17 protein-coding genes are annotated in these 19,021 nt (G+C 63.5%); 1 reads left to right on the top strand and 16 read right to left on the bottom strand.

Features of this window, described 5'->3' with window-relative positions; genetic code table 11:
* Positions 1–30 precede the first annotated feature (30 nt).
* Genes PQR32_RS02355 through PQR32_RS02345 form a run of 3 tightly spaced genes read right to left on the bottom strand, consistent with a single transcriptional unit; the run spans position 31 to position 2,876 of the window.
* A complete protein-coding gene (locus tag PQR32_RS02355) occupies positions 31–1,182 on the bottom strand; it encodes a DUF5624 domain-containing protein (protein ID WP_408221980.1) in 1,152 nt (383 codons plus the stop codon).
* 15 nt (positions 1,183–1,197) lie between these two features.
* Entirely contained in the window at positions 1,198–2,076 is an 879-nt protein-coding gene (locus PQR32_RS02350) for an amidohydrolase family protein (protein ID WP_408221979.1), read from the bottom strand.
* A 23-nt stretch (positions 2,077–2,099) separates the two neighbouring features.
* Entirely contained in the window at positions 2,100–2,876 is a 777-nt protein-coding gene (locus PQR32_RS02345) for an HpcH/HpaI aldolase family protein (protein WP_408221978.1), read from the bottom strand.
* Positions 2,877–2,973: 97 nt separating this feature from the next.
* Here PQR32_RS02345 and PQR32_RS02340 point away from each other — a divergent pair, with 97 nt between their 5' ends.
* Positions 2,974–3,861: a LysR substrate-binding domain-containing protein gene (locus PQR32_RS02340; RefSeq protein ID WP_408221977.1), complete on the top strand. Its 888-nt coding sequence runs from the start codon at positions 2,974–2,976 to the stop codon at positions 3,859–3,861.
* A gap of 71 nt (positions 3,862–3,932) precedes the next feature.
* Here the strand turns inward: PQR32_RS02340 and PQR32_RS02335 are convergent, their stop codons facing one another.
* From PQR32_RS02335 to PQR32_RS02275, 13 genes are all read right to left on the bottom strand, one after another.
* The gene (locus tag PQR32_RS02335) at positions 3,933–4,736 is read right to left on the bottom strand and encodes a class II aldolase/adducin family protein (protein ID WP_408221976.1); all 804 of its coding nucleotides are present in this window, start codon (positions 4,734–4,736) and stop codon (positions 3,933–3,935) included.
* 56 nt (positions 4,737–4,792) lie between these two features.
* Positions 4,793–6,517 (bottom strand): MFS transporter, encoded by a 1,725-nt coding sequence (locus PQR32_RS02330; RefSeq protein WP_408221975.1) that lies wholly within the window; start codon positions 6,515–6,517, stop codon positions 4,793–4,795.
* A 162-nt stretch (positions 6,518–6,679) separates the two neighbouring features.
* The gene (locus tag PQR32_RS02325) at positions 6,680–7,711 is read right to left on the bottom strand and encodes an amidohydrolase family protein (RefSeq protein WP_408221974.1); all 1,032 of its coding nucleotides are present in this window, start codon (positions 7,709–7,711) and stop codon (positions 6,680–6,682) included.
* Positions 7,712–7,746: 35 nt separating this feature from the next.
* Positions 7,747–8,646, bottom strand: coding sequence for a TauD/TfdA dioxygenase family protein (locus tag PQR32_RS02320; RefSeq protein ID WP_408221973.1), 900 nt, complete (start codon positions 8,644–8,646; stop codon positions 7,747–7,749).
* Between the two features lie 37 nt (positions 8,647–8,683).
* Entirely contained in the window at positions 8,684–9,652 is a 969-nt protein-coding gene (locus PQR32_RS02315; RefSeq protein ID WP_408221972.1) for a cupin domain-containing protein, read from the bottom strand.
* 153 nt (positions 9,653–9,805) lie between these two features.
* Positions 9,806–11,425 (bottom strand): class I adenylate-forming enzyme family protein, encoded by a 1,620-nt coding sequence (locus PQR32_RS02310; protein WP_408221971.1) that lies wholly within the window; start codon positions 11,423–11,425, stop codon positions 9,806–9,808.
* 75 nt (positions 11,426–11,500) lie between these two features.
* Entirely contained in the window at positions 11,501–12,895 is a 1,395-nt protein-coding gene (locus tag PQR32_RS02305) for an MFS transporter (protein ID WP_408221970.1), read from the bottom strand.
* 74 nt (positions 12,896–12,969) lie between these two features.
* Positions 12,970–14,079 carry a porin gene (locus PQR32_RS02300; protein ID WP_408221969.1) on the bottom strand — a complete coding sequence of 370 codons (1,110 nt, stop codon included), beginning with the start codon at positions 14,077–14,079 and terminating at the stop codon, positions 12,970–12,972.
* A gap of 179 nt (positions 14,080–14,258) precedes the next feature.
* Positions 14,259–14,717 (bottom strand): Zn-ribbon domain-containing OB-fold protein, encoded by a 459-nt coding sequence (locus tag PQR32_RS02295; RefSeq protein ID WP_408204585.1) that lies wholly within the window; start codon positions 14,715–14,717, stop codon positions 14,259–14,261.
* Positions 14,718–14,731: 14 nt separating this feature from the next.
* Positions 14,732–15,910, bottom strand: coding sequence for a thiolase family protein (locus PQR32_RS02290; RefSeq protein WP_408221968.1), 1,179 nt, complete (start codon positions 15,908–15,910; stop codon positions 14,732–14,734).
* Positions 15,907–17,046: a thiolase family protein gene (locus tag PQR32_RS02285; protein ID WP_408221967.1), complete on the bottom strand. Its 1,140-nt coding sequence runs from the start codon at positions 17,044–17,046 to the stop codon at positions 15,907–15,909. Before PQR32_RS02285 ends, PQR32_RS02290 begins: the two co-directional genes overlap by 4 nt.
* A gap of 23 nt (positions 17,047–17,069) precedes the next feature.
* Positions 17,070–18,197, bottom strand: coding sequence for a CaiB/BaiF CoA transferase family protein (locus PQR32_RS02280; protein ID WP_408221966.1), 1,128 nt, complete (start codon positions 18,195–18,197; stop codon positions 17,070–17,072).
* Between the two features lie 13 nt (positions 18,198–18,210).
* Positions 18,211–19,021: cyclase family protein (locus PQR32_RS02275; protein ID WP_408221965.1), on the bottom strand; the 811-nt coding region annotated here is incomplete at its 5' end.

Here is a 19,021-nt window from a genome sequence, read left to right as displayed (position 1 = left end):
GGGCAAGCGTGGCGTTACGACGTCACGACGTCACGGCTTCACGACGTCCGGATACGACACATTGGTAAAACCGGGAATCGCCACGTTTTGCGGCTGATTACCGTTGTCGTGCAGCTGATCGACGATGTAATCGGCAACGCAATTCGATAGCAGTTGCGCGGGATCTTCCATGATGCGGCGCAGCCGTGCGGCGGTGGCGTCGCGATCGTCGATGGAAGTGATCGGCGGCATGCCGTCGGTGGGCGCCGGCTCGACGCGATAGGCGCGCTGGTCCGGAAACAGCAAACGCGCCACGTCGATGCTCGAGCGCGTGTTGAGCCAGAGGCTGCGATACGTGCGTTCGAGCTCGGCAAGGCCGGCCCCATCGCCAAGCTCGGCCACCGAGAACGACGGCGCGTGCGGTGCAACGAGAATACGATCCGGTGGCAGCACACGCTCCGACACCCGCCACACGAGGTAGCACATATTGTTCGACGCCCACGTCGCGCCCGCCGTCGGCCGGCCGGATTGGCCGCTCACCAGCACCATCGCGCGTTGCCAGTCGAGCGACTGCGCGCGCAACCAGTTGCCGATCCGATAGACGATATCGAGGAACGCGAGCCCGAACGTGGCGAACATCACGTCGTTCATCGGCACAGGCAGCGCGGCGCTTGAGGGCGCGGCGAAGTACTCCGCATTCAAACGCTCGAAACTCAGCAGTTCAGGACACTGCTCGGCTCGCGCAAGCCGGTCGATCGTCACGGCGCAGGTGTAATCGACGAGGTTGGCGATCTTGCGCTCATGGCCGCTGAAGCTCTTTACGGCAACATGCTCGCGCCACAAGGCAACCGAGTTGGCCTCGCGCACGTCCTGTGCGTGTCGGCGCAAGCGCGCCGCATCGCTTTTCCACGTGTCGTCATGCGGCGCCACTTCGCGCATTCGCGCAAGATAAGCCAACGCCAGAGGCAAATGCGACACCGCAGTCAGCTCGATGAAGCCGCGCGTCGATTTGCGAAAACTTTCAATCGACGGCGCCCGTCCCGCACCGGGGAACAGCACGATATCGCTGCCGGTCGAAACGAGCATCGGCGCGTCGTCGGCTTGCTGCGCCATTTGCTGCGTCAGATGCGCGCCGATGCTCTGCGGGTCGGACGTGAACGCGCGAAAGAGACCGGCAAATGCAGTGTCGGGTTGATAGGCCATAAGCTTGCGTGCTCTCTAGTAATCGAACAGACGCGCCGGATTGTCCGACAGAATCATCTTGTGAACCGCGGCATCGTCGGTCCAGGCGCCGAGCAGATTCAACAACTCGCCGGTGTCGCGCGTCGAATCGGGAATGTGCGGCCAATCCGAGCCCCAGATCACTTTGTGCGGCGCGGCTTTGATGATTGCCTCCGCCATCGGCGCGACCGCTTCATAGCCGCGATGTTTGGCGATGCGATACGGTGCGCTGAGTTTAAGCCAGCAGTTGCCGTCTTTCAGCAAACTCAACAGGCGGTCGAAATCGGCCTGGGTGAGGCCGTCTTCTTCCAGCATGTAGCCCATGTGGTCGATGACGAATTCGCTCTGCACGTCGGCGAGAAATGGAATCAGATTGCGCACGACCCAACCCGGCGCATAGAACTGCACATGCCAGCCGAGGCTCGCGCACAAACGCGCCATGCGCGTGATGTATTGCTGGATCTCCACGGTCGGCAATCCGGCGCGTGCGAACAGATCGAGCCTGATTGCGCGCACACCGGAATGATGAAAACTGTCGAGCGTCGCCGCGCCGGTGTTCTCCTCGATCATCACGACGCCGCGCGCGATCGAACCCGCCACATGCAACGCGTCGATCATGCAGCGATTATCGGTGCCGTAAAAACTCGGCTGCACGATCACGAAGCGCTTCAGTTGCAGCACGCTCATCATCTGCAGATAGTGCGAGAGTTTACCGTCCGGCAGCGTGTAGTGCGGATGCTCCACCTTCGGATATTTGTCTTCGGGGCCGAACACATGCATATGCGCGTCGCAGGCAAGCGCGGACATAGTGAACGACGGACGCGAGAGGGTGTCGTAGTCGCGCATCGGCGTGGAAATCAGCGGGGTTTCTGCCATGATCGAAAAGTAAAAGTGTCGAGTTAGAGTTGACGTGCCTGCTCGGCGCGCTCACGCAGCGCCGCGAGATAAACATCGCTGTCGATGCCGGCAAAGATGAACGGTGCCGCGCCGTCGCGGCGCAATTCATCGAGCGCCGCGCATTCCGGCATCCCGCCGACAATCACCACCTTGCCGTGCCGCTGCGCCGCGGCGATCACCTTGCGGCACGCGGCCACCACCTCGGGATGCGCGGATTCGCCGGTGAAGCCCATATCGGCGGACAAATCGTTGCAACCGAGCGCGAGCACGTCGACGCCTTCGATCGCCGCGATCGCGTCGGCCGCTTCCACGCCGGCGCGGCTTTCGATCAGCACCTTGAGCACGGTTGCATCGTTCAGAAGCCGGTTGAGCTCGCGAGCGGGCAATTTCTCGAAGCCGACGTAGGGCAGCGTCGCCAGTTGCGAGCGCTGGCCGAGCGGCGGGAAACGCGTCGCGACTACGGCGTCGCGCGCCTGCGCCGCGGTTTCTACGCGCGGCACGATGATGCCGAGCGCGCCGCCGTCGAGCACACGGTTGATCGTGCCGTAGTCGCGCTCCGGCACCCGCACCCACGGCATCAAGCCGAGATCGACGGCGCACGAGCATAGTTGCGAGACGGTGTCGACCGGCAGCGAACTATGTTCCATGTCCACCCAGATCGTGTCGTAGCCGGCGGCTTTGGCCCAGCGGACGGCGTCCGTGGTGCGCGAAGCGCGTATGCCCAGCGCAATGATTTTCTGCCGCGCTCGCAGGCGGTCGACGAGTTCCGCACCGTTCATGCTGTCTCCGTGGTGATGTTGGTGGAAGACAGTATCGCCCGGGAAACAGTTTTGATTTATTCTCTAAACCAAGGTTATTGATTTACAGAGCAAATCAATGAATATCCGTCATCTGGAATTTTTCGTGGTCCTCGCCGAGGAACTGCATTTCCGCCGCAGCGCCGAGCGGTTGGGCATTACGCAGGCCCCGCTGAGTCTGGCGATTCAGTCGCTGGAGGCGGAACTGGGAGCACGGCTCTTTCACCGCACCCGCCGCACGGTCGCGCTGACCGAGGCGGGCTTGGCGCTCGTCGACGACGCGCGGGCCATCCTCGCGCGGATCGAGCATGCGAAAGAAAGTGTGTGGGAGACGGTCAGTGGCGAGGTGGGGCGCTTGCGAGTCGGGTTTACGAACGCGTCTTCGTTGTCGCCGCTTTTCCCGCGTCTGATTCACGCTTACCGCACTCAGCGGCCGAAGGTGAATATCTCGTTGCTCGAGCTGTCGTCGTCGTTGCAGATCGAGGCGATCGAACAGCGTGAGCTGGATGTCGGTCTATTGAGATTGCCAGACAATACGCCGCGGACCGAACTCGTCTTCACGCCGTTGATGGAAGAGCCGTTGCTTGTCGCAATGCATGCAGGACACCGCTTGGCAAAAGCCGCCTCGATCAAGATCAAGGATTTGCGCGGCGAGCCGTTTATCGCGTATCCGCGCGCCGCGGGCGTGGCGGTATCGCAGCAGACGCTCGCGTTGTGCGCGAAACGTGGCTTCGAGCCGCAGGTGGTGCAGGAAGCGCAGCAGGCGTCGACGTTGATCGGCCTGACGGCGACGGGCCTTGGCATCGCCCTGGTGCCCGCCACGTTACAAACCATCGCGGTGCCCGGCGTCGTGTTCAGAACGCTCGATGAGACCGACACCACGACCACGTTGTACATCGCCCACCGTTACGGCGATGCGAATGCGCGAGCCATGCAGTTTGCGGAACTCGCGCTCGGGTTGCGTTAAGCCATCGAACCAAGGGAGCCAGCGCCGCACAATTTAGCGCAATGAGACTCGCAGCTTTCGAGGCCGAGCGGCTAGTCCCGATAGCCCGAGTCAATCCGGTCAAGTTTGCGCCTGAGTGCCGCGAACTCGATCGTCCCTTCCGGCACGCGCTGCATGCCCTGGAATTCGCCAAGGTCAGCGCGCGATCTGGACGCCACGTCCGCGTTGATCAGATTGAGTGTCCCGCAAGCCGCGGCATCCACCTGAATCTGACACGCCCGCTCCAGCCGGTACAACCGCAGAAAACATTCCGGCACCGACGCGCCCGTCACCAGCAAGCCATGATTGCGCAAGATCAGCGCTTTCGCCGAACCGAGCGAACGCACAATGCGGTCGCGCTCGTCGAGATAGAGCGACGCACCCTCGTAATCGTGATAGCCGATGTTCTCGTAGAACACGGTCGAAAACATCGAAATCGGCAGCAGGCCTTCCTTGATCGCGGCGATCGCCATGCCCGCTCGCGAATGGATATGCATCACGACCAGATTGCGCTCGTCGTGCATCATATGGATCGCCGAATGGATCACGAAGCCCGCATAGTTCACCGAGCTGTTCGCGCCCGACACCACGTTGCCGTCCACATCGATCTTTACCAGGCTCGACGCCGTGACCTCGTCGTAGTTCTCGCCGAACCCATTGATCAGGAAATGGTTCTCGGGACCGGGAATGCGTGCGGTCAGGTGGCCGTAGATCTGCTCGGTCCAGCCGAAGTAATCGACCAGCCGGTACGCGGCCGCCAGTTCGACGCGCAGCGTGCGCTCCGCGTCGCTCATGCTGTGCGCGCTGTCTTGTGTCAGCGGCAAGTCATCCATTGTCGTCATCGGACTCGCAGACATATTTCTCGTCTCCACAGAAATTGCGCCATCGCGGCCGCGCACCGTTCCGCTTTTCATCACACGGTGCGTTGCTCGACGGCGTGTTCGACGCCGCGCCCTGCGTCGCTCGAATCGTCATCGCCGATCGGTGCGTTGAGCCGGCGATCCTTCGTATCAGGTAAGCCGAAGCCCGCTATCAGCACGGCCAATGCGAGCAAGCCGACCGGATACCACAGCCCGAAGTACACGCCGCCATTGGCCGCCACCATCGCGAACGCGACGCTCGGCATGAAGCCGCCGAACCAGCCCGCGCCGATGTTGTACGGCAGCGAGATCGCGGTATAGCGGATGCGCGTTGGGAACAGTTCGGTCATCCAGGCGCCGGCGGGCGTGTAGATCATCGCTAGCAGGGAAAGCAGATACGTCATGATGCAAATCAGCACGCCGCGATGCACATGCGCCGGATCAGCCCGCGCCGGATAGCCGTTTGCCGTCAGCGCCGTCTGAACGTCCGCCTGGAACTGCTTTTCGCGCGCGGCGAAGGCGGCCTTCGGCATGCCGGTGCCGTCAAACGCCTGGAGTTTGGTATTGCCGATCTGCAGCGACGCCATCGAACCGGCTGGCAACGTCTGATTCTCGTACGACACCATCCGGCTCGCCAGATAGCCCTTCGCGATATCGCATGAAGAACTCAGCGCCGCCGCGCTCACCGGATTGAACTGCAACGAACAATTGGCGGGATCGGCGTACACGACCACCGGCGCGGCGCGTTGCGCGGCTTCGAGCGCTTCATTGCCGTAGTGCGTCATCAAACGGAATGCCGGTTGCAGCGTCAGGGCCGCGAGCAGCGTGCCGATCAGAAAGACCGGCTTGCGACCCAACTTATCGGTCAGCCAGCCGCACACGATATACAGCGGAATGCTCAGTAACAACGAAGGCAGCATCACCCAGTTGATCGTCACCGGATCGATGCCGAGCGTGCGCGCCATGAAGAACTGTGAATAGAACTCGGACGTATAGGCGATCACGCCGATCGCGGTATTGACGCCGAAGGTCAGCAAAATGGCCGTACGCAGGTGGCGCCACTCGCCGAACGCTTCGCGCACGGGCCGCCGCTTGTCGCGCGCGGCAGCTTTCATCTCTTCGAATACCGGCGATTCCTTCAGCTTCAGACGCAGCCACATCGAAATCCCGAACAGCACGATCGAGGCGAGAAACGGAATCCGCCACGCCCATTCCGCCAAGGCGCTCTCGCCGGAAATCGTGCGCGTGATGAGTGTGGCCGACAACGCGAGAATGATCCCGGCCGGCGTCATCGCGCTGAGCCACGAGGTATCCTTGCCGCGCTTGGCCGGCTCGGAATGCTCGGCCACATAGACAAGCGCGCCGCCATATTCGCCGCCGACAGCAAGACCCTGCAACACCCGCAGTACGATCAGCGTGGCAGGCGCATAGATGCCCCATGTCGCGTAGTTGGGCAGCAAGCCGACGAGAAACGTGGGCAACGCCATCAGCATGATCGTCGCGACGAAAGTGCGCTTGCGGCCAACCAGATCGCCGATCATCCCGAACACGAGCGAGCCGAACGGCCGCGCGACGAAGCCCGCCGAGAACGTCAGCAACGCGAAGATGAATGCCGCGGTTTCATTGACGCCGGAGAAAAACTGTTTCGCGATGACCGGCGCGAGTGCGCCGTAAAGCAGAAAGTCGTACCACTCGAATGCCGTGCCGAGTGACGAACTGATGATGACCTTCCATCTTTCCCTACCGGTGAAATCGGCGCGGGGGGATGCTGTACCCATGTGTCGTCGTCTCCGTATTGCCGGGCACTCGCGGTGCCACGCCTTGGTGGCGTGGCCCGCTCTGCCGGTCATTTTTTTCGCCGTGCGCCTTTCGGACGCCGGCATGTATTGCCTGCCGCCAGATGGGCTCTGGCGTTGCCTCTTTTTCTACCGCACGGCTTGTTAGTGCCCGAGCTTATAGACTCGCGTCGCGGTATCGTGAAAGAGCGCCGCTTTCTCGCTTGCCGAAGCGCCCGAGGCGATCCGCTTGTACGCGTTCCACATCACCGGATAGCTGCACATGCCCTTGTCGACCGGCGAATTGGTTTCGAACATGCAGCGCTCGGCGCCGAAGCGTTCAATACACGCCTCCATATACGGCCGCCACGCGTTCGCCAGTTCGCCGGACGAAGGCGGCAACGGCTCGCGATGGAATTCGAAACCGGCAATCGCCATCGCGAGGCCGCCGAGTTTCACATAGGCATTCGGGCACTGCGCGAGTTCGTCGATCGCGGCCAGCCACTCACGGAACACCTCATCGCGCCGGCCCTGATATGGACCGACACCGAGCGGGCCGCCCAGATGGTTCATCACGATCGGAAGCTCCGGAAAGGCTCGCGCGAGATTCGCCAGCTCCTTGATCTGCGTGTGATACAGCCATCCGTCGAAGCACAGGTTGAACGCGCCGAGCCGGCCCACGCCGCGCCGGAACGTGGCGTCGTTCATCAGGAACAGCGGCGGCGGCGCCAGCAGGCTCGCCTGAAACGACTCATGGCGCGCGACGATATGGCGGACGCTGCGAAACCTGCCGCCGCCGGCATCGACATGCGCCTGCAGCACGGCGTCTACCTCGTCGCCCAAAGTCAGATCCGCATAGCCGACGATGCCCGCGCAGACGCGCGTCTTGACGCCGCGCCGAGCGGCTTCGTTGGCCACCGAGGCGACGAACTCCGTCTCGCCGACTGGCTTGAACGCCTCCGGTCCGTCGTGGCGATACGCGTAACCACATTGCACGTAAACGGTGGCGGCGATGTTGTGGCCCGAACTGGTGTCGGCCAGCAAGTCATCGAGCAGATAACCGCCGTCGCGTTCCCACAGATGATGATGCGGATCCACGATCGGCAGATCGGGTTCGATGATGTCTTCGTGCAGACGGTCCAGCCAGGCGGGGTTCAACTCGACATGCTTGAAAACGGGAAGTTCGGTAGTCGACATGGGAAGTCCTCGAAAGCGTCGTGTGTCCTGGGGATTCAGCCCGCGATCACCGGTTGATCGCCGACGATCGTCGTACGGTGCATCACGCGCCGCTCGGTCGGTTCGAACGAAGTCACCTGGTGCATCGTGCAGCGGTTGTCCCACAGCACCACGTCGTCCGTTTCCCAGCGATGCGAGTAGACGAACTGCGGCTTCCCGGCGAACGCCGCGAGTTCGGCGATCAGCGCGCGCGCCTCGTCGCGCGGCATGCCTTCCACGTCTTCGTTGTAGATCGGGCTGATATAGAGCGACTTGCGCCCGGTCACCGGGTGTTTGCGGACCATCGGCTGCCACACCGGCGGCATCGCCGCGCGTTCCGCGTCGGTGAGCGGCTTGAGCTTGTTCTGCTTTTGCAGAAACTCGAAGTCGTGCAGCGCGCGGCGCCCTTCGACCTGCTTCTTCAGCGCGTCGGGCAACGCATCGTAGACGGCGTACATGTTGGTGAACTGCGTCTCGCCGCCGGTCCGGCTCACTTCGATCCCGTGCAACAGCGCGCCGGTGCACGGCACCGCGCGATAACTGCTGTCGGTGTGCCAGAACTGCGCGAGCGACACTTGCCGCGCGGTGGGATGATCCGGCGGCATCAGCGTACCTTCCTCGTCGACGTTCGACACGCGAAAGATTTCGCGCACGCGCTTCGAGCGGATGATGTCCTGATGGAAGATCTCCGGCTCGCCGAAGCTGCGCGTGAACTCCACATGCTGCTGGTCGTCCACGTGCTGCTCGGGGAACACCAGCACGAGATGCTCCATCCAGATGTCGTGCAATTCCTGATGGGCGGCGGGGTCGAGCGGATGGCGCATATCGACGCCCAGCACTTCGGCGCCCAGCGCGTCGCCGAGCCTGCGGACCTTGAAGCGGTTGGCGGTGGAAGCATTCACAGCTTGAGCTGACATGGTTTGTGTCTCCAGGATTGGGTGGATGGTTCGCGTTCTAGTCGGCGAACGAGAAACCCATCGCACGCGTGTAGTAGTAGATGCCGCCGTCCTGCACGATCAGGAACATCGCGCGCTGATCGCCTTCGTTGTGATGGGAATGCACGGCCACCGGCGGCGTGATCGTGGTCGCCCATTGCGACCAGTCCTTGCGTTTGCCGTCGATCATCGAGAAGCAGCCGTCGCCTCGAATGATCAATGCGACCGCCATCGAGTTATGCCGGTGCGGACGTTGCGCGACACCCGGCGGCAACGAGTTCATCGCGACGGTGAGCGTCGGCAGCACGTTGCGAATCGCCTCCTGACGCTCGGATGAGAAAATCAGCGCTGAGCCGGCGATATCCTGGCCACGGCCGACGTCGTAGATCAGATCGATCTGGCGTTCGATTTCGTCGGCCGGATAGTGCACGACCGGACTCGGCGCGCCGCCATCGACCGGCGCGCGCAGATGTTCGAAGGCGAGTTGCGGCTCGTTCGTGACGATCCACAGCACGGCGTCGGCGTCAGGCGCCGCTTGATAACGATGCGGGATGCCGCCGGGCAGCACGAACACGTCGCCCGCATTCCAGTCGATCTGTTCGTCGCCACAAACCGTCTGGCCGCCGCCGACCATCACATAGACGATCACGCCGCTCGCGGCAAATTCGGTATTCAGCGTTTCGCCGGCGCGAATGCGCGCGTAGCGCACCAGCGAAAGCGGTGTGGTAGCCGGCACGGGAATCTGCAACTGCGCCGACAGATCGCAATCGATCAAACCGGTCGGCGTATCAGGATTCAACGCGCGCGCCGGTTCGGCGGTGAAAGCATGGTCCGGCACAGGCGGCAGCTGGATATTGAACGCGTTGCCCGTGTTGAAATAACGCGCGGTGCGTTGCGCGGCGGTTTTCGGCGCGGCGGCGCGCTGCGCCGGCAAATCCGCGATCGAACGCGTGGGAGCGGCTGTCGACATGTCTTCCTCCAGTTTCATCAGCTTTTTCCGGCCGCGCGGCGGCGGCGGCCTTCTATCGTTGTGTCTTCACGTTAAGCGCCTGCGTGGTTCGGGTCAAACGGGAAGTTCTTGTCGATACCCATCACTTCCCCTTATCGAAGCCGCAGCAAAACGCGCCCAGACGGACACTGGCTACTTGGTCGCCAGCAGTGCGGCCGCCATCGCCTTCAGTTCCTTGCGAAGCACCTTGCCGGTCGGCGTGGCCGGCAGTTCGCTGCAGATCTCGATGCGATCGGGGGCCTTGTAACTTGATGCGAGCGCCCGGCAATGCGCGCGCAACTCCTCGCTTGTCACGGTCGCGCCCGGCACCTTCACGACGAACGCGACGATCATCTCGCCGCGCTCGGCGTCGGGTACGCCGGCCGCGCCCGCAAGCGCGACGCCTTCGTGCTGCCGCAGGATTTCCTCCACTTCGGCGGGCGCCACGTTGATACCGGCGCGCTTGATCATCTCCGTATTGCGGCCGATGAATTGCAGGCTGCCGTCCCGCGCAATGCGGCCGATGTCGCCGGTTTGCAAATAGCCGTCCGCGGTTCTGCATTCCGCGTTCAGCGTTTCGCTCTTGCCGGTGTAGCCGGGCGTGACGCGGCCCGCCACCTCGATCATGCCGGGTTCACCCCGCGCAACCGGCTCGCCGCTTTCCGCATCGACGATGCGCAGCCGCACGCCGGGCAGCGGCGGCCCCTGGCAGTGCTTGCGCTCGTCGAGCGGCGTGTGGTGCCACGTTACACAGCAGTTGCCGTACGTTTCGGTCTGCCCGTACACATTGCAAATTTCGCGGATGCCGAGCACGTCCGCCGCTGTCGCGACGTCCTGCGCGCTGCCGATCGTGAGGCCGGTGCGCAAACTGCGCGTGCGTTCGCGCGAGAAGGATGGATGCGTGACCAGTGCGGTAGTCGCAGCCGGCAACGTGTACAACGCGGTGCACTGATGCCGCTCGATCAGATCGAGCGCGCCCGCCGGCTCGAAGCGGCTTTGCAGCACCAGCGTCGCGCCGTGCGTGAAGGTCGCGCACATCGCATTCGCCGAGCCATACGACCAGAAGAGCGGCAGGCTCAGCAGCACGCGGTCGTCGCGGGTATACCCCTGCCGCTCGCCGATGTTGAAGCCGTTCTCGATCACGTCGCCATGGCTTAGCCGAACGGCTTTCGGGAACGACGTCGAGCCCGACGTGTAGAGAATGAACGCGTCGTCCGTTGCGCACGCTCCGTCACCGGGTGGCGGCAACGTGTCGAGCGGCGTGGCGTGGCGACAGAGATCGGCGTACTGCGAAGCGCCCGCGAGGCCGTCGCCGCCCACGCAGACAACTTGTTGCAGCGCGGGATAGGTGGCGCAGAGCGCACTACCGGAACGCGGGTCGGCAAGCTCAGGAATCAGCGCGGCAAGATCGGCCGCATAGTTCTGGTCGCCGAAACGCTCGAGCGTGAACAACACTCTCAGACTCGCGTCGCGCAGCAGGAAATCCAGTTCGGCGCGTTTGGACCACGTACTGACCGGGACCGTTACCGCGCCGAGCAGCGCGGCGCCAAAACAGATCTCGATCCACTCGGTCCGGTTGCTGAGCAGCAGCCCGACACGGTCGCCCCGTGCCACGCCGAACGATTGCAGGCAAGCCGCGACGCGCCGCGCGCGGATTTCGAGTTCACGCCAGCTGACGTGCTCGTCGTGAGCGATCACCGCGGGTTGGTCCGGCGCCTGGGCCGCCATTTCGCAGAGAAGATCGAACAGGTTTCTGCTTAAAGGTGCTCGCATCATAAAACTCATGGGATGAAGTGATTGCCGTTGTGACGCATCCTGCCGATGCTCACGCTTTGATACCGCGGCGATTCATGCGCCGGAACCGGCGCTAGACGTCGCGCCCACCGCGTTCAGGTCTTCGCGATAGGTTTCCCGCGACTTCAGCGCGACGATGAAACTGATGACACAGAACAACGCGCCGAATGCGATCACGTACTGCGCATGCGGGACGCCGCCGCCCGCGGCCAGCAGCGCACCGGCGATCAGCGGCGTGAAGCCGCCGCCCAACGCGCCCGCCAGTTGATAACCAAGCGACGCGCCAGTGAAGCGTGTGCTGGTCGTGAAGAGTTCCGTGATGAAGGCGCCGAGCGGCCCGAACATGAAACCGTGCGCGAGGCCGGCCAGCGCGAAACCGAGCACCAGCATGCCGCTGTCGTGCAGCGTCGCGAGATAGAGCAGCGCGGAGATGTTGGTCGCCATCAGCACGGCCGCGACCATGAATACCGGCCGGCGGCCTACCTTGTCGGACAGCCAGCCGCCGCAGAACATACCGATCACCTGGCACAACGCCGCGGCGGTCGCTGCATTGAGCGCAATCACGCGCGTGAAGCCGGCCTGCACCGAATAGGCGATGCTGAACGGGCTGATCAAGGCGCTGATCACGAACGGTCCCGACACCATCAGCGCGGCTTGCAGCACCTGGCGCCATTGCGTCTGCAACACCAGGGCGAGCGGCAGACGCGGTGCTTTGCGCTGCGCTTCGTCCTTGCGTTTCTGTTCGAGGAACACCGGGCTCTCTGAAATGCCGAGGCGCATCCACAATCCGATTGCGATCAGCAGCACTGCGCCGAGAAACGGCAGACGCCAGCCCCAGGACAGCAACTGCGCTTCCGGCAAACGCGACACGAGGCCGAACGCCGCTGTGCCGAGCAACAGGCCCGAACACTGGCCCATGCCGATCACGCAACTCCACAGACCGCGCTTGCCCGGCCCCGCGTGTTCCAGCGTCATCAGCAAACCGCCGCCCCATTCACCGGCCACCGCGAGCCCTTGCAGCATGCGCAGCGCCATCAGCAACAACGGCGCCCACAAGCCGATCTGCGCATAAGTGGGCATGATGCCGACCAGCATCGTCGCCACGCCCATCAACACGATGCTCGAGATCAGCATCTTCTTGCGGCCGATGCGGTCGCCGAAATGACCATAGATCACGCCCCCGAGCGGCCGGACCAGATAGCCGATCGCGATCGTCGCGAACGCGACCAGCGTGCCGCCGGTCGAACCCAGTTGCGGGAAAAACAGCACGTTGAACACGGACGCGCTGGCAATGCTATAGATAAAGAAGTCGAACCATTCGACCGTGCTGCCCACATAGCTCGACATGACGACCCGAATGCCCAGGCGGCGTTCGGCGTCCGCTGAATATTCATCGGCCGGTGCCGCATAACCCGCCTGCAACACGTGCTTACTGCTGTTCGCTGACATGATGCTCTCCTCGACACTCTTGCAAAGGCGGCTGCCGAACCTTGGGCTCGCGCCGCCGCGCGGATGGTTGGCGCTCAGAACTTGTGACGGATCGCGACGCGCGCGAGGTACTGGTTGACGCTGCTCGACGCGGCCATCGGATAGATTCGCGCGGTCTGTGCATCGCCTGCCGCGCGCTGATAGACGCCCATCAGATACACGTCGGTACGTTTCGACAGAAAGTAGTCAAGCACCAGGTTGAATTGATGCCAGCGAGGTTGCTCATCGGTCACGTCGACATTGCCGCGCGTAAACGTATAGGCGCCGCTCAGCCGTAGAAACGGCGTGAAGTAATACGAGCTGTCGAATTCGAAGTTGTCGAAGCGCACGTTCGAGGACGGCATCTCGTACAGCACATGCGAATAGACGATGCCGAACATCGCGCCGCCCAAGGTGTAGGTGCCCGCCGCTGATGCGATCAATTCGTTCTGCACGCTGCCGGCAACAAAGGTATTAGCCAGCGCGGCATAGTCGGACGTGGTGCCGCTGCCCGACGCGCCGACTGCGCCATTGGTGCCGAGGCCCGGATGATCAAGCCTGATCACCCCCGCGCCGAGCGCGATCGCCCCATTCGCGTAACCGCCGCCGACGCTCCATGCACTGTTCTGATTGAAGCCGCCGGCCGTATTACTGAAGGCGTACATGGCTTCGGCGGACGCGCCGCCAAAGGTGGGCGTTTTGTACTTGACCGTGTTGTTGACGCGGTACGTGTCCTGCAGATTGTCGTTATCGAGCGGATGGCCGCCGTATGCGCCCATGAAAGCGACAAGGCTGATCGGCTGCACGTAGTCGACCACCGGATCGTATTGACGGCCCATCGTCAGCGTGCCGTAGTTCGAGGCGAGACCGACATACGCTTGCCGCCCGAACAGACGGCTGCCCTGGCTCATCGAGCCGTTGTTGACGTCGAACCCGTTTTCGAGCCGGAACACCGCCTTCAGGCCGCCGCCCAGATCTTCGGTGCCGAACACGCCCCAGCGGCTGCCCTGCATCACGCTGCTCGCCGCCGTGTAGTTGCGATGACCGCCTTGATTGCTGTTGAATGTCAGGCCTTCGTCGATCAGGCCGTACAGCGTCACACTGCTTTGCGCGTACACCGTACAGACCGGACTTATCAGCAGTGCGGCCAGCAAAAGTTTTTTCATTGTGTCGTCTCCATTCTTTTTTTGTGTAGCCGAGGCTTTGCGGACGCACGAAGCCCTGCCCGCCGCGCAGAACGCGGCGGTGCATTTCGTACGTGAGTCAATGAATCGTTCAGGCGATGCGGCTGCGCGACGAGCCGAACGTCGTCCGCCGCGGCGGCACCGCTATCGCCCTGGCTCGATCATTCCGGCTCGAAGCGGAAGTCGAGCACGTCGCCGGTGCGTTCTTCGGAAAAGCGTGTCATCACGCGGCGGCCGATCTTCAACTCTTTCGCAGCGGCATCGCCATCGCTCAGATCGACGCCGGTAAAGAAGCCGCCGATCGATGTATCCGCGCCGTCCAGTTGCACATAGCCGAATGCATACGGCGGATCGGGCAGGTTCTGGAACGGCTCATAGACGATCGTGAAGCCGGTGATCGTGCCGCCGGGACCGACTTCGACCCAGTCGGTGGTCGGCTTGAGCGTCTGGTCGGAAAACGCGCGCGGCGGCACGAGCACCTTGCCGCTTTCCGCGCAGCGGCGGCCGTAGATTTTCGCATTGTCGCGAATCTGCACGTAGAACCAGCTGGCCGTTTCGCCAAGTGCGTGGTCGTAAGTGATGTTCCAGTTCTCTTTGCGTCGCAGAAGTTCTGTTGCCATGTTCGTATCTCCTCTCAAGCCTCAATGACCATCGTGCCGAAAATCTGGTGGTCGCCGCCGTTGCCGCTCGCGACGCCGCGTTTTGCGCCCGCGGCCTGGTGGCCGCCGGCCCTGCCCCATACCTGCAATGCGACTTCAGCGGCGCGCACCATCGCCGTGACCGCAATCGCGTTCGTGCAAAGCACGCCGCCCGACGGATTCACCGGCACCTTGCCACCGAGTTCGAAGTAGCCTTCGCGCATCAACCGAACCGACTCGCCGCGTTCGCACAGACGCGCGGCGTCGATCGAATGAAATTCGGTGTTGCTGAACGGCGAGTACAGTTCGGCGACGTCGATCTGCGTGCGCGGATCCGTGATCCCGGCCATCTGATAAGCGCGGTCGAATGCGCGGCCCAGTGCGAACGCATCCGCGTGATCCGCGATCGGGTTCGACGCCATCCGGTCGCCGAGCCAGTAGGTTTCCGCGCAATGCGCGAGACCCGTGATCCACACCGCGTCGAGATGGTTCTCGCGGATATAGCGCTCGGAGGCGAGCACCATGGCGGCGCCGCCGCTCGATTGCGGGCAGCAGTCCATCAGCTTGATCGGCCACGAGATGCAGCGCGAGGTCATTACGTCCTCGACGCTCACCAGCTTGCGCAGATGCGCATTCGGATTGAGCGACGCGTGCCGGCGGTTCTTCACCGTGACGCGCGCCATGTCTTCCTGCGTCATGCCGTAGTGCTCCATGTAGCGCACCGCCGACATCGCCAGCATGTTGATCGTGCCGAGCGGCAGTTGACGTTCGTACGATGGATCCCAGATCTTGTTGAGCACGGTCTGCGAATCGCCGCATTCGCCGACCTTGTCCGCGCCGGCGGTCAGGACGACGTCGCAGGCACCCGACGCAACGTGGTAATACGCGGAGATCACGCTCGAAATACCCGTGGCGCCGCCCGTGTTGATGCGCAGGAACGGTTTGTTGCGCGCGCCCACCGCGTCGACGCCAAGGCGCTCCGCATTGCCGATGCCGACCATCGCGTCGGGCGACAACGAATAGACGATCGCCTCGATCTGCTCGAAGTCGAGCTTCGCATCGGCCATCGCGAGCACGACCGCCTCGCGGACCAGATCCGGATAACTGGCATCGTCGCGACGCGGCTTGAACGCCGATTGCCCGATGCCGATAATGCCAACGCGTTCCTGTCTCATGCCGCCACCCCCTGTTCACGGCCGAGCACGATCGCCGCCTGATATTGCATTGCAAAGCCACTTGCCGCGTGTGCGAGGCCGCAGCGCACGTTGTCGATCTGATGTTCGCCCGAACGGCCGCGCACCTGATTGGCCACCTCGGCGATACGGATCAGCCCGGTGCAAAACACGGGGTTGTGCGTGAGCACGCCGCCCGATGGATTGACCGGCAGGGCGCCGCCGCGCTGGAACTTGCCGGCGCGAATCTGCTCGTCCCATTGCTCGCGGGCACACAGTCCGAGCGCTTCATAGGCGAGCAATTCTGTATAAGGCGTTGCGTCGGTCACTTCCGCGACGTCGAACTCGGCGGACGGATTCGTGATGCCCGCCGTCTTGTAAGCCTGCTGCGACGCGCTTTCAAGCGCCGGCGCGCGGCCCAGTTCGCGATCGCCGAGGAAACCGGTTTCCGTCGCCCAGCCCATCCCGCGCACCCACGCGACATTCGCGATGCCGCGCTCTTCGATAAATTCCGGCGACGCGAGAATCATGGCGACACTGCCGGTCACCGGCTGCGAGGTCATCGACGCCGCGAGCGGCCAACGCGCGAGCCCTGCTGCCGGCCGTGTCGTAGGCTGCGCCTGCTCACCGTGGTGCCGGTTCTTCGCCGCGACACGCGCTGCGAGATCGCGCACGCCGGGCACCTGCGCTTCGAGCGTGGCGGCCTGCAACGCATGCGCGGAGAGTTCGTCGAGCGGCAGAATGCGGTGAAAATACGGATCGGCGCCGAGCCGTTCGGCTTCCGACAACGACGACGCCTCGGTCGGGCTCCACGACACCACCAGTTGCGTGCGATAGTGGCCCGATGCGACGCGCAGCGCGCCCATCACGAATGCGTGCTCGGAAGCGGAAGGCGTCGACAGGATGTCGCGATCGACGCCGCCCACCGGGCCGGAGGCCATCATCACCGAGATCGCGCGGCCGTCGAACTGATCGTTCGAGGCGACCACGATGCCGTCGATGTCGTCGATCGTGAGACCGGCATCGGCGAGCGCCATCTGCACGGTGTCGTACATCATCTCCTCGAGCGAGCGGTCCTGTCCCCTGATGACCGGGCGTATCGCGCAGCCGATGACGCCGGGCTGTACCTTGTAAGTCATATGAGAGTCCCTCTGGTTGAAAATCAAACAGTCGACCGGTGCCCGTCGAAGCAAGCCGCGAATGCCGGATCGGCAGTCGTCTTCGATGGGCCGCGCACGGCGGGTGGCACGCCGTCGATCCACGCGGGAAACAACACCTGTAAATCGTGATGCGGACCGAGGCGCAGCAGATTGCGCGCGACGTGATGCGGCGCGTCGACGGCCTCGCCAAGATCGAGCACTGGCGTGACGCAGCAATCGGCCGCGGCGAAGCGGTCGATGCATTCGGCGGCACTCAGGGTCGCGAAGAACGCGTCGAGTTCGCCGATCAGTTCGGTTTGCGGCAACGCGTCCTGGTGACGTGCGAGCCATGCCGGTTGATGCGCGGCCTCGCAGAACGCCCGCCAGAATTTCGGCTCGACCGCGCCGAGCACCACGTGCCGCGCGTCGCGGGTCCGATATACCCGGTAGTACGCCGCGCCGCCGTTCAGATAGGTTTCGTCCGTCTGCGGCGCGACACCCGTGGCGCCGAAGCCCGCCAACGCGAACTGTTGCAGCAGCATCGGCGTATCGGCGAGCGCCAGATCGACGAAACAGCCGGCGCCATCCACGTCACGCCGATGCAGCGCGCCCAGGATCGCAATCGTCGCGAACAGTGCGCCGCTGACATCGGTAATCGGCGGATCGAAATAGCGCGGCGGATTGCCGTTGCGATGCAAGACGCCGGAGGCGGCCAGATAATTCGCGTCGTGTCCGGCCTCGTTCGCGGCGGGACTACTTTGACCGTAGCCGGTGAGCGCGCAATAGACGAGCCGCGGATTGCGTGCGGCGAGCGTCGCGTAGTCGAGGCCAAGCCGCTTCATCACGCCGGGACGAAAGCCCTCGATCACTACATCGGCTTCATTGGCTAGACGCAGAAACGTGGCCACGCCTTGCGGCGATTTGAGGTCGAGCCGGCAAATCGTCTTGCCCGCGTTGATCGCCGCATGAAACACGGGGACGTCGGCGTCGTCGCGCGGACCCAGTTCGCGCATGCCGTCACCACCGGGTGGCTCGATCTTGATGACCTGCGCGCCCATGTCGGCGAACAGCAGGCCGGCGAGCGGGCCAGGAATGTAGGCGGAGACGTCGAGTACCCGTACGCCCTGCATGAATGAATTGAAGCGGGACATTTCGCGCGCTCCGTTAAAGCACGGCCGTCGGTGCGAGCGGACTGCCCGTCGCGCCGACGATCGGAAGCGCGCTCGCCATCAGCAGAAACGTGCTGCGCTTGCGCGACGCAATCTCTTTCAGGCTCAGCCCTTCGAGCAGCGGCACACCGTAGTCGCGAATCAACCGCTGATGCACGGGAAACACCTGGCCTGCCGGAAACGGCAGCACTTCGATTGCGTAGTTATCCGCACCGATCACTGCGACGTCGCGTTGCGCGAGCCACAGCGCCGCTTCTACGTTGATACCCGGTTCGATATCGAACGAGACATCCGTTACGCCCGCCTGGCTTTCGAGCCAGCCGGTGCGGATCAGCACCGCATCGCCGCGGCCGATCTCGACGTCGGCGGCCGCTGCGGCTTCAAGAAGATCGGCACGGCCGATCGAGTAGTCCGGCGCAAGCGGCTTGCCGCGCAGTTGCACGAAATCGAGCAGCACGGCACGTGTGACGATCGGCGGCATCTTGTCGACACCGAGCCGCACAGCGCCCGTCGTGCTGCGAATCGTGTTGCCAGGAAACCCGTTGTAGAGTTCGTCGTCGTACCATGCGTGGCACAACGCGTCGATGTGCGTGCCGATATGCAAGGGCATCACGACGCTATCTTCGGAGAACTGAAAGCCGCCCGGACGGCGACCGCCCGCGGCGTAATCGCCGCCGTCGCGATTCATGAAATGCTGCAGGCCACAGCGGTGTTTCGGACCGGGCGTCTTCGCCGAAAGCGGTTGCGCGAGGCTCACCACTTCGCCGGATTTCACGAGCGATACCGCGCGCTGCACTTCTTCCGGT

The organism is Paraburkholderia dipogonis, assembly GCF_046027395.1.
Lineage (GTDB): Bacteria > Pseudomonadota > Gammaproteobacteria > Burkholderiales > Burkholderiaceae > Paraburkholderia > Paraburkholderia dipogonis_A.
This window is presented reverse-complemented; position numbering and strand designations above follow the sequence as displayed.

Excerpts from the sequence above, each read along its gene's own strand:
- PQR32_RS02355 (WP_408221980.1), bottom strand. The coding sequence starts at position 1,182 with ATGGCCTATCAACCCGACACTGCATTTGCCGGTCTCTTTCGCGCGTTC.
- PQR32_RS02305 (WP_408221970.1), bottom strand. The coding sequence starts at position 12,895 with ATGTCAGCGAACAGCAGTAAGCACGTGTTGCAGGCGGGTTATGCGGCA.
- PQR32_RS02350 (WP_408221979.1), bottom strand. The coding sequence starts at position 2,076 with ATGGCAGAAACCCCGCTGATTTCCACGCCGATGCGCGACTACGACACC.
- PQR32_RS02295 (WP_408204585.1), bottom strand. The coding sequence starts at position 14,717 with ATGGCAACAGAACTTCTGCGACGCAAAGAGAACTGGAACATCACTTAC.
- PQR32_RS02330 (WP_408221975.1), bottom strand. The coding sequence starts at position 6,517 with ATGGGTACAGCATCCCCCCGCGCCGATTTCACCGGTAGGGAAAGATGG.
- PQR32_RS02285 (WP_408221967.1), bottom strand. The coding sequence starts at position 17,046 with ATGACTTACAAGGTACAGCCCGGCGTCATCGGCTGCGCGATACGCCCG.
- PQR32_RS02345 (WP_408221978.1), bottom strand. The coding sequence starts at position 2,876 with ATGAACGGTGCGGAACTCGTCGACCGCCTGCGAGCGCGGCAGAAAATC.
- PQR32_RS02300 (WP_408221969.1), bottom strand. The coding sequence starts at position 14,079 with ATGAAAAAACTTTTGCTGGCCGCACTGCTGATAAGTCCGGTCTGTACG.
- PQR32_RS02280 (WP_408221966.1), bottom strand. The coding sequence starts at position 18,197 with ATGTCCCGCTTCAATTCATTCATGCAGGGCGTACGGGTACTCGACGTC.
- PQR32_RS02315 (WP_408221972.1), bottom strand. The coding sequence starts at position 9,652 with ATGAAACTGGAGGAAGACATGTCGACAGCCGCTCCCACGCGTTCGATC.
- PQR32_RS02340 (WP_408221977.1), top strand. The coding sequence starts at position 2,974 with ATGAATATCCGTCATCTGGAATTTTTCGTGGTCCTCGCCGAGGAACTG.
- PQR32_RS02320 (WP_408221973.1), bottom strand. The coding sequence starts at position 8,646 with ATGTCAGCTCAAGCTGTGAATGCTTCCACCGCCAACCGCTTCAAGGTC.
- PQR32_RS02310 (WP_408221971.1), bottom strand. The coding sequence starts at position 11,425 with ATGCGAGCACCTTTAAGCAGAAACCTGTTCGATCTTCTCTGCGAAATG.
- PQR32_RS02290 (WP_408221968.1), bottom strand. The coding sequence starts at position 15,910 with ATGAGACAGGAACGCGTTGGCATTATCGGCATCGGGCAATCGGCGTTC.
- PQR32_RS02335 (WP_408221976.1), bottom strand. The coding sequence starts at position 4,736 with ATGTCTGCGAGTCCGATGACGACAATGGATGACTTGCCGCTGACACAA.
- PQR32_RS02325 (WP_408221974.1), bottom strand. The coding sequence starts at position 7,711 with ATGTCGACTACCGAACTTCCCGTTTTCAAGCATGTCGAGTTGAACCCC.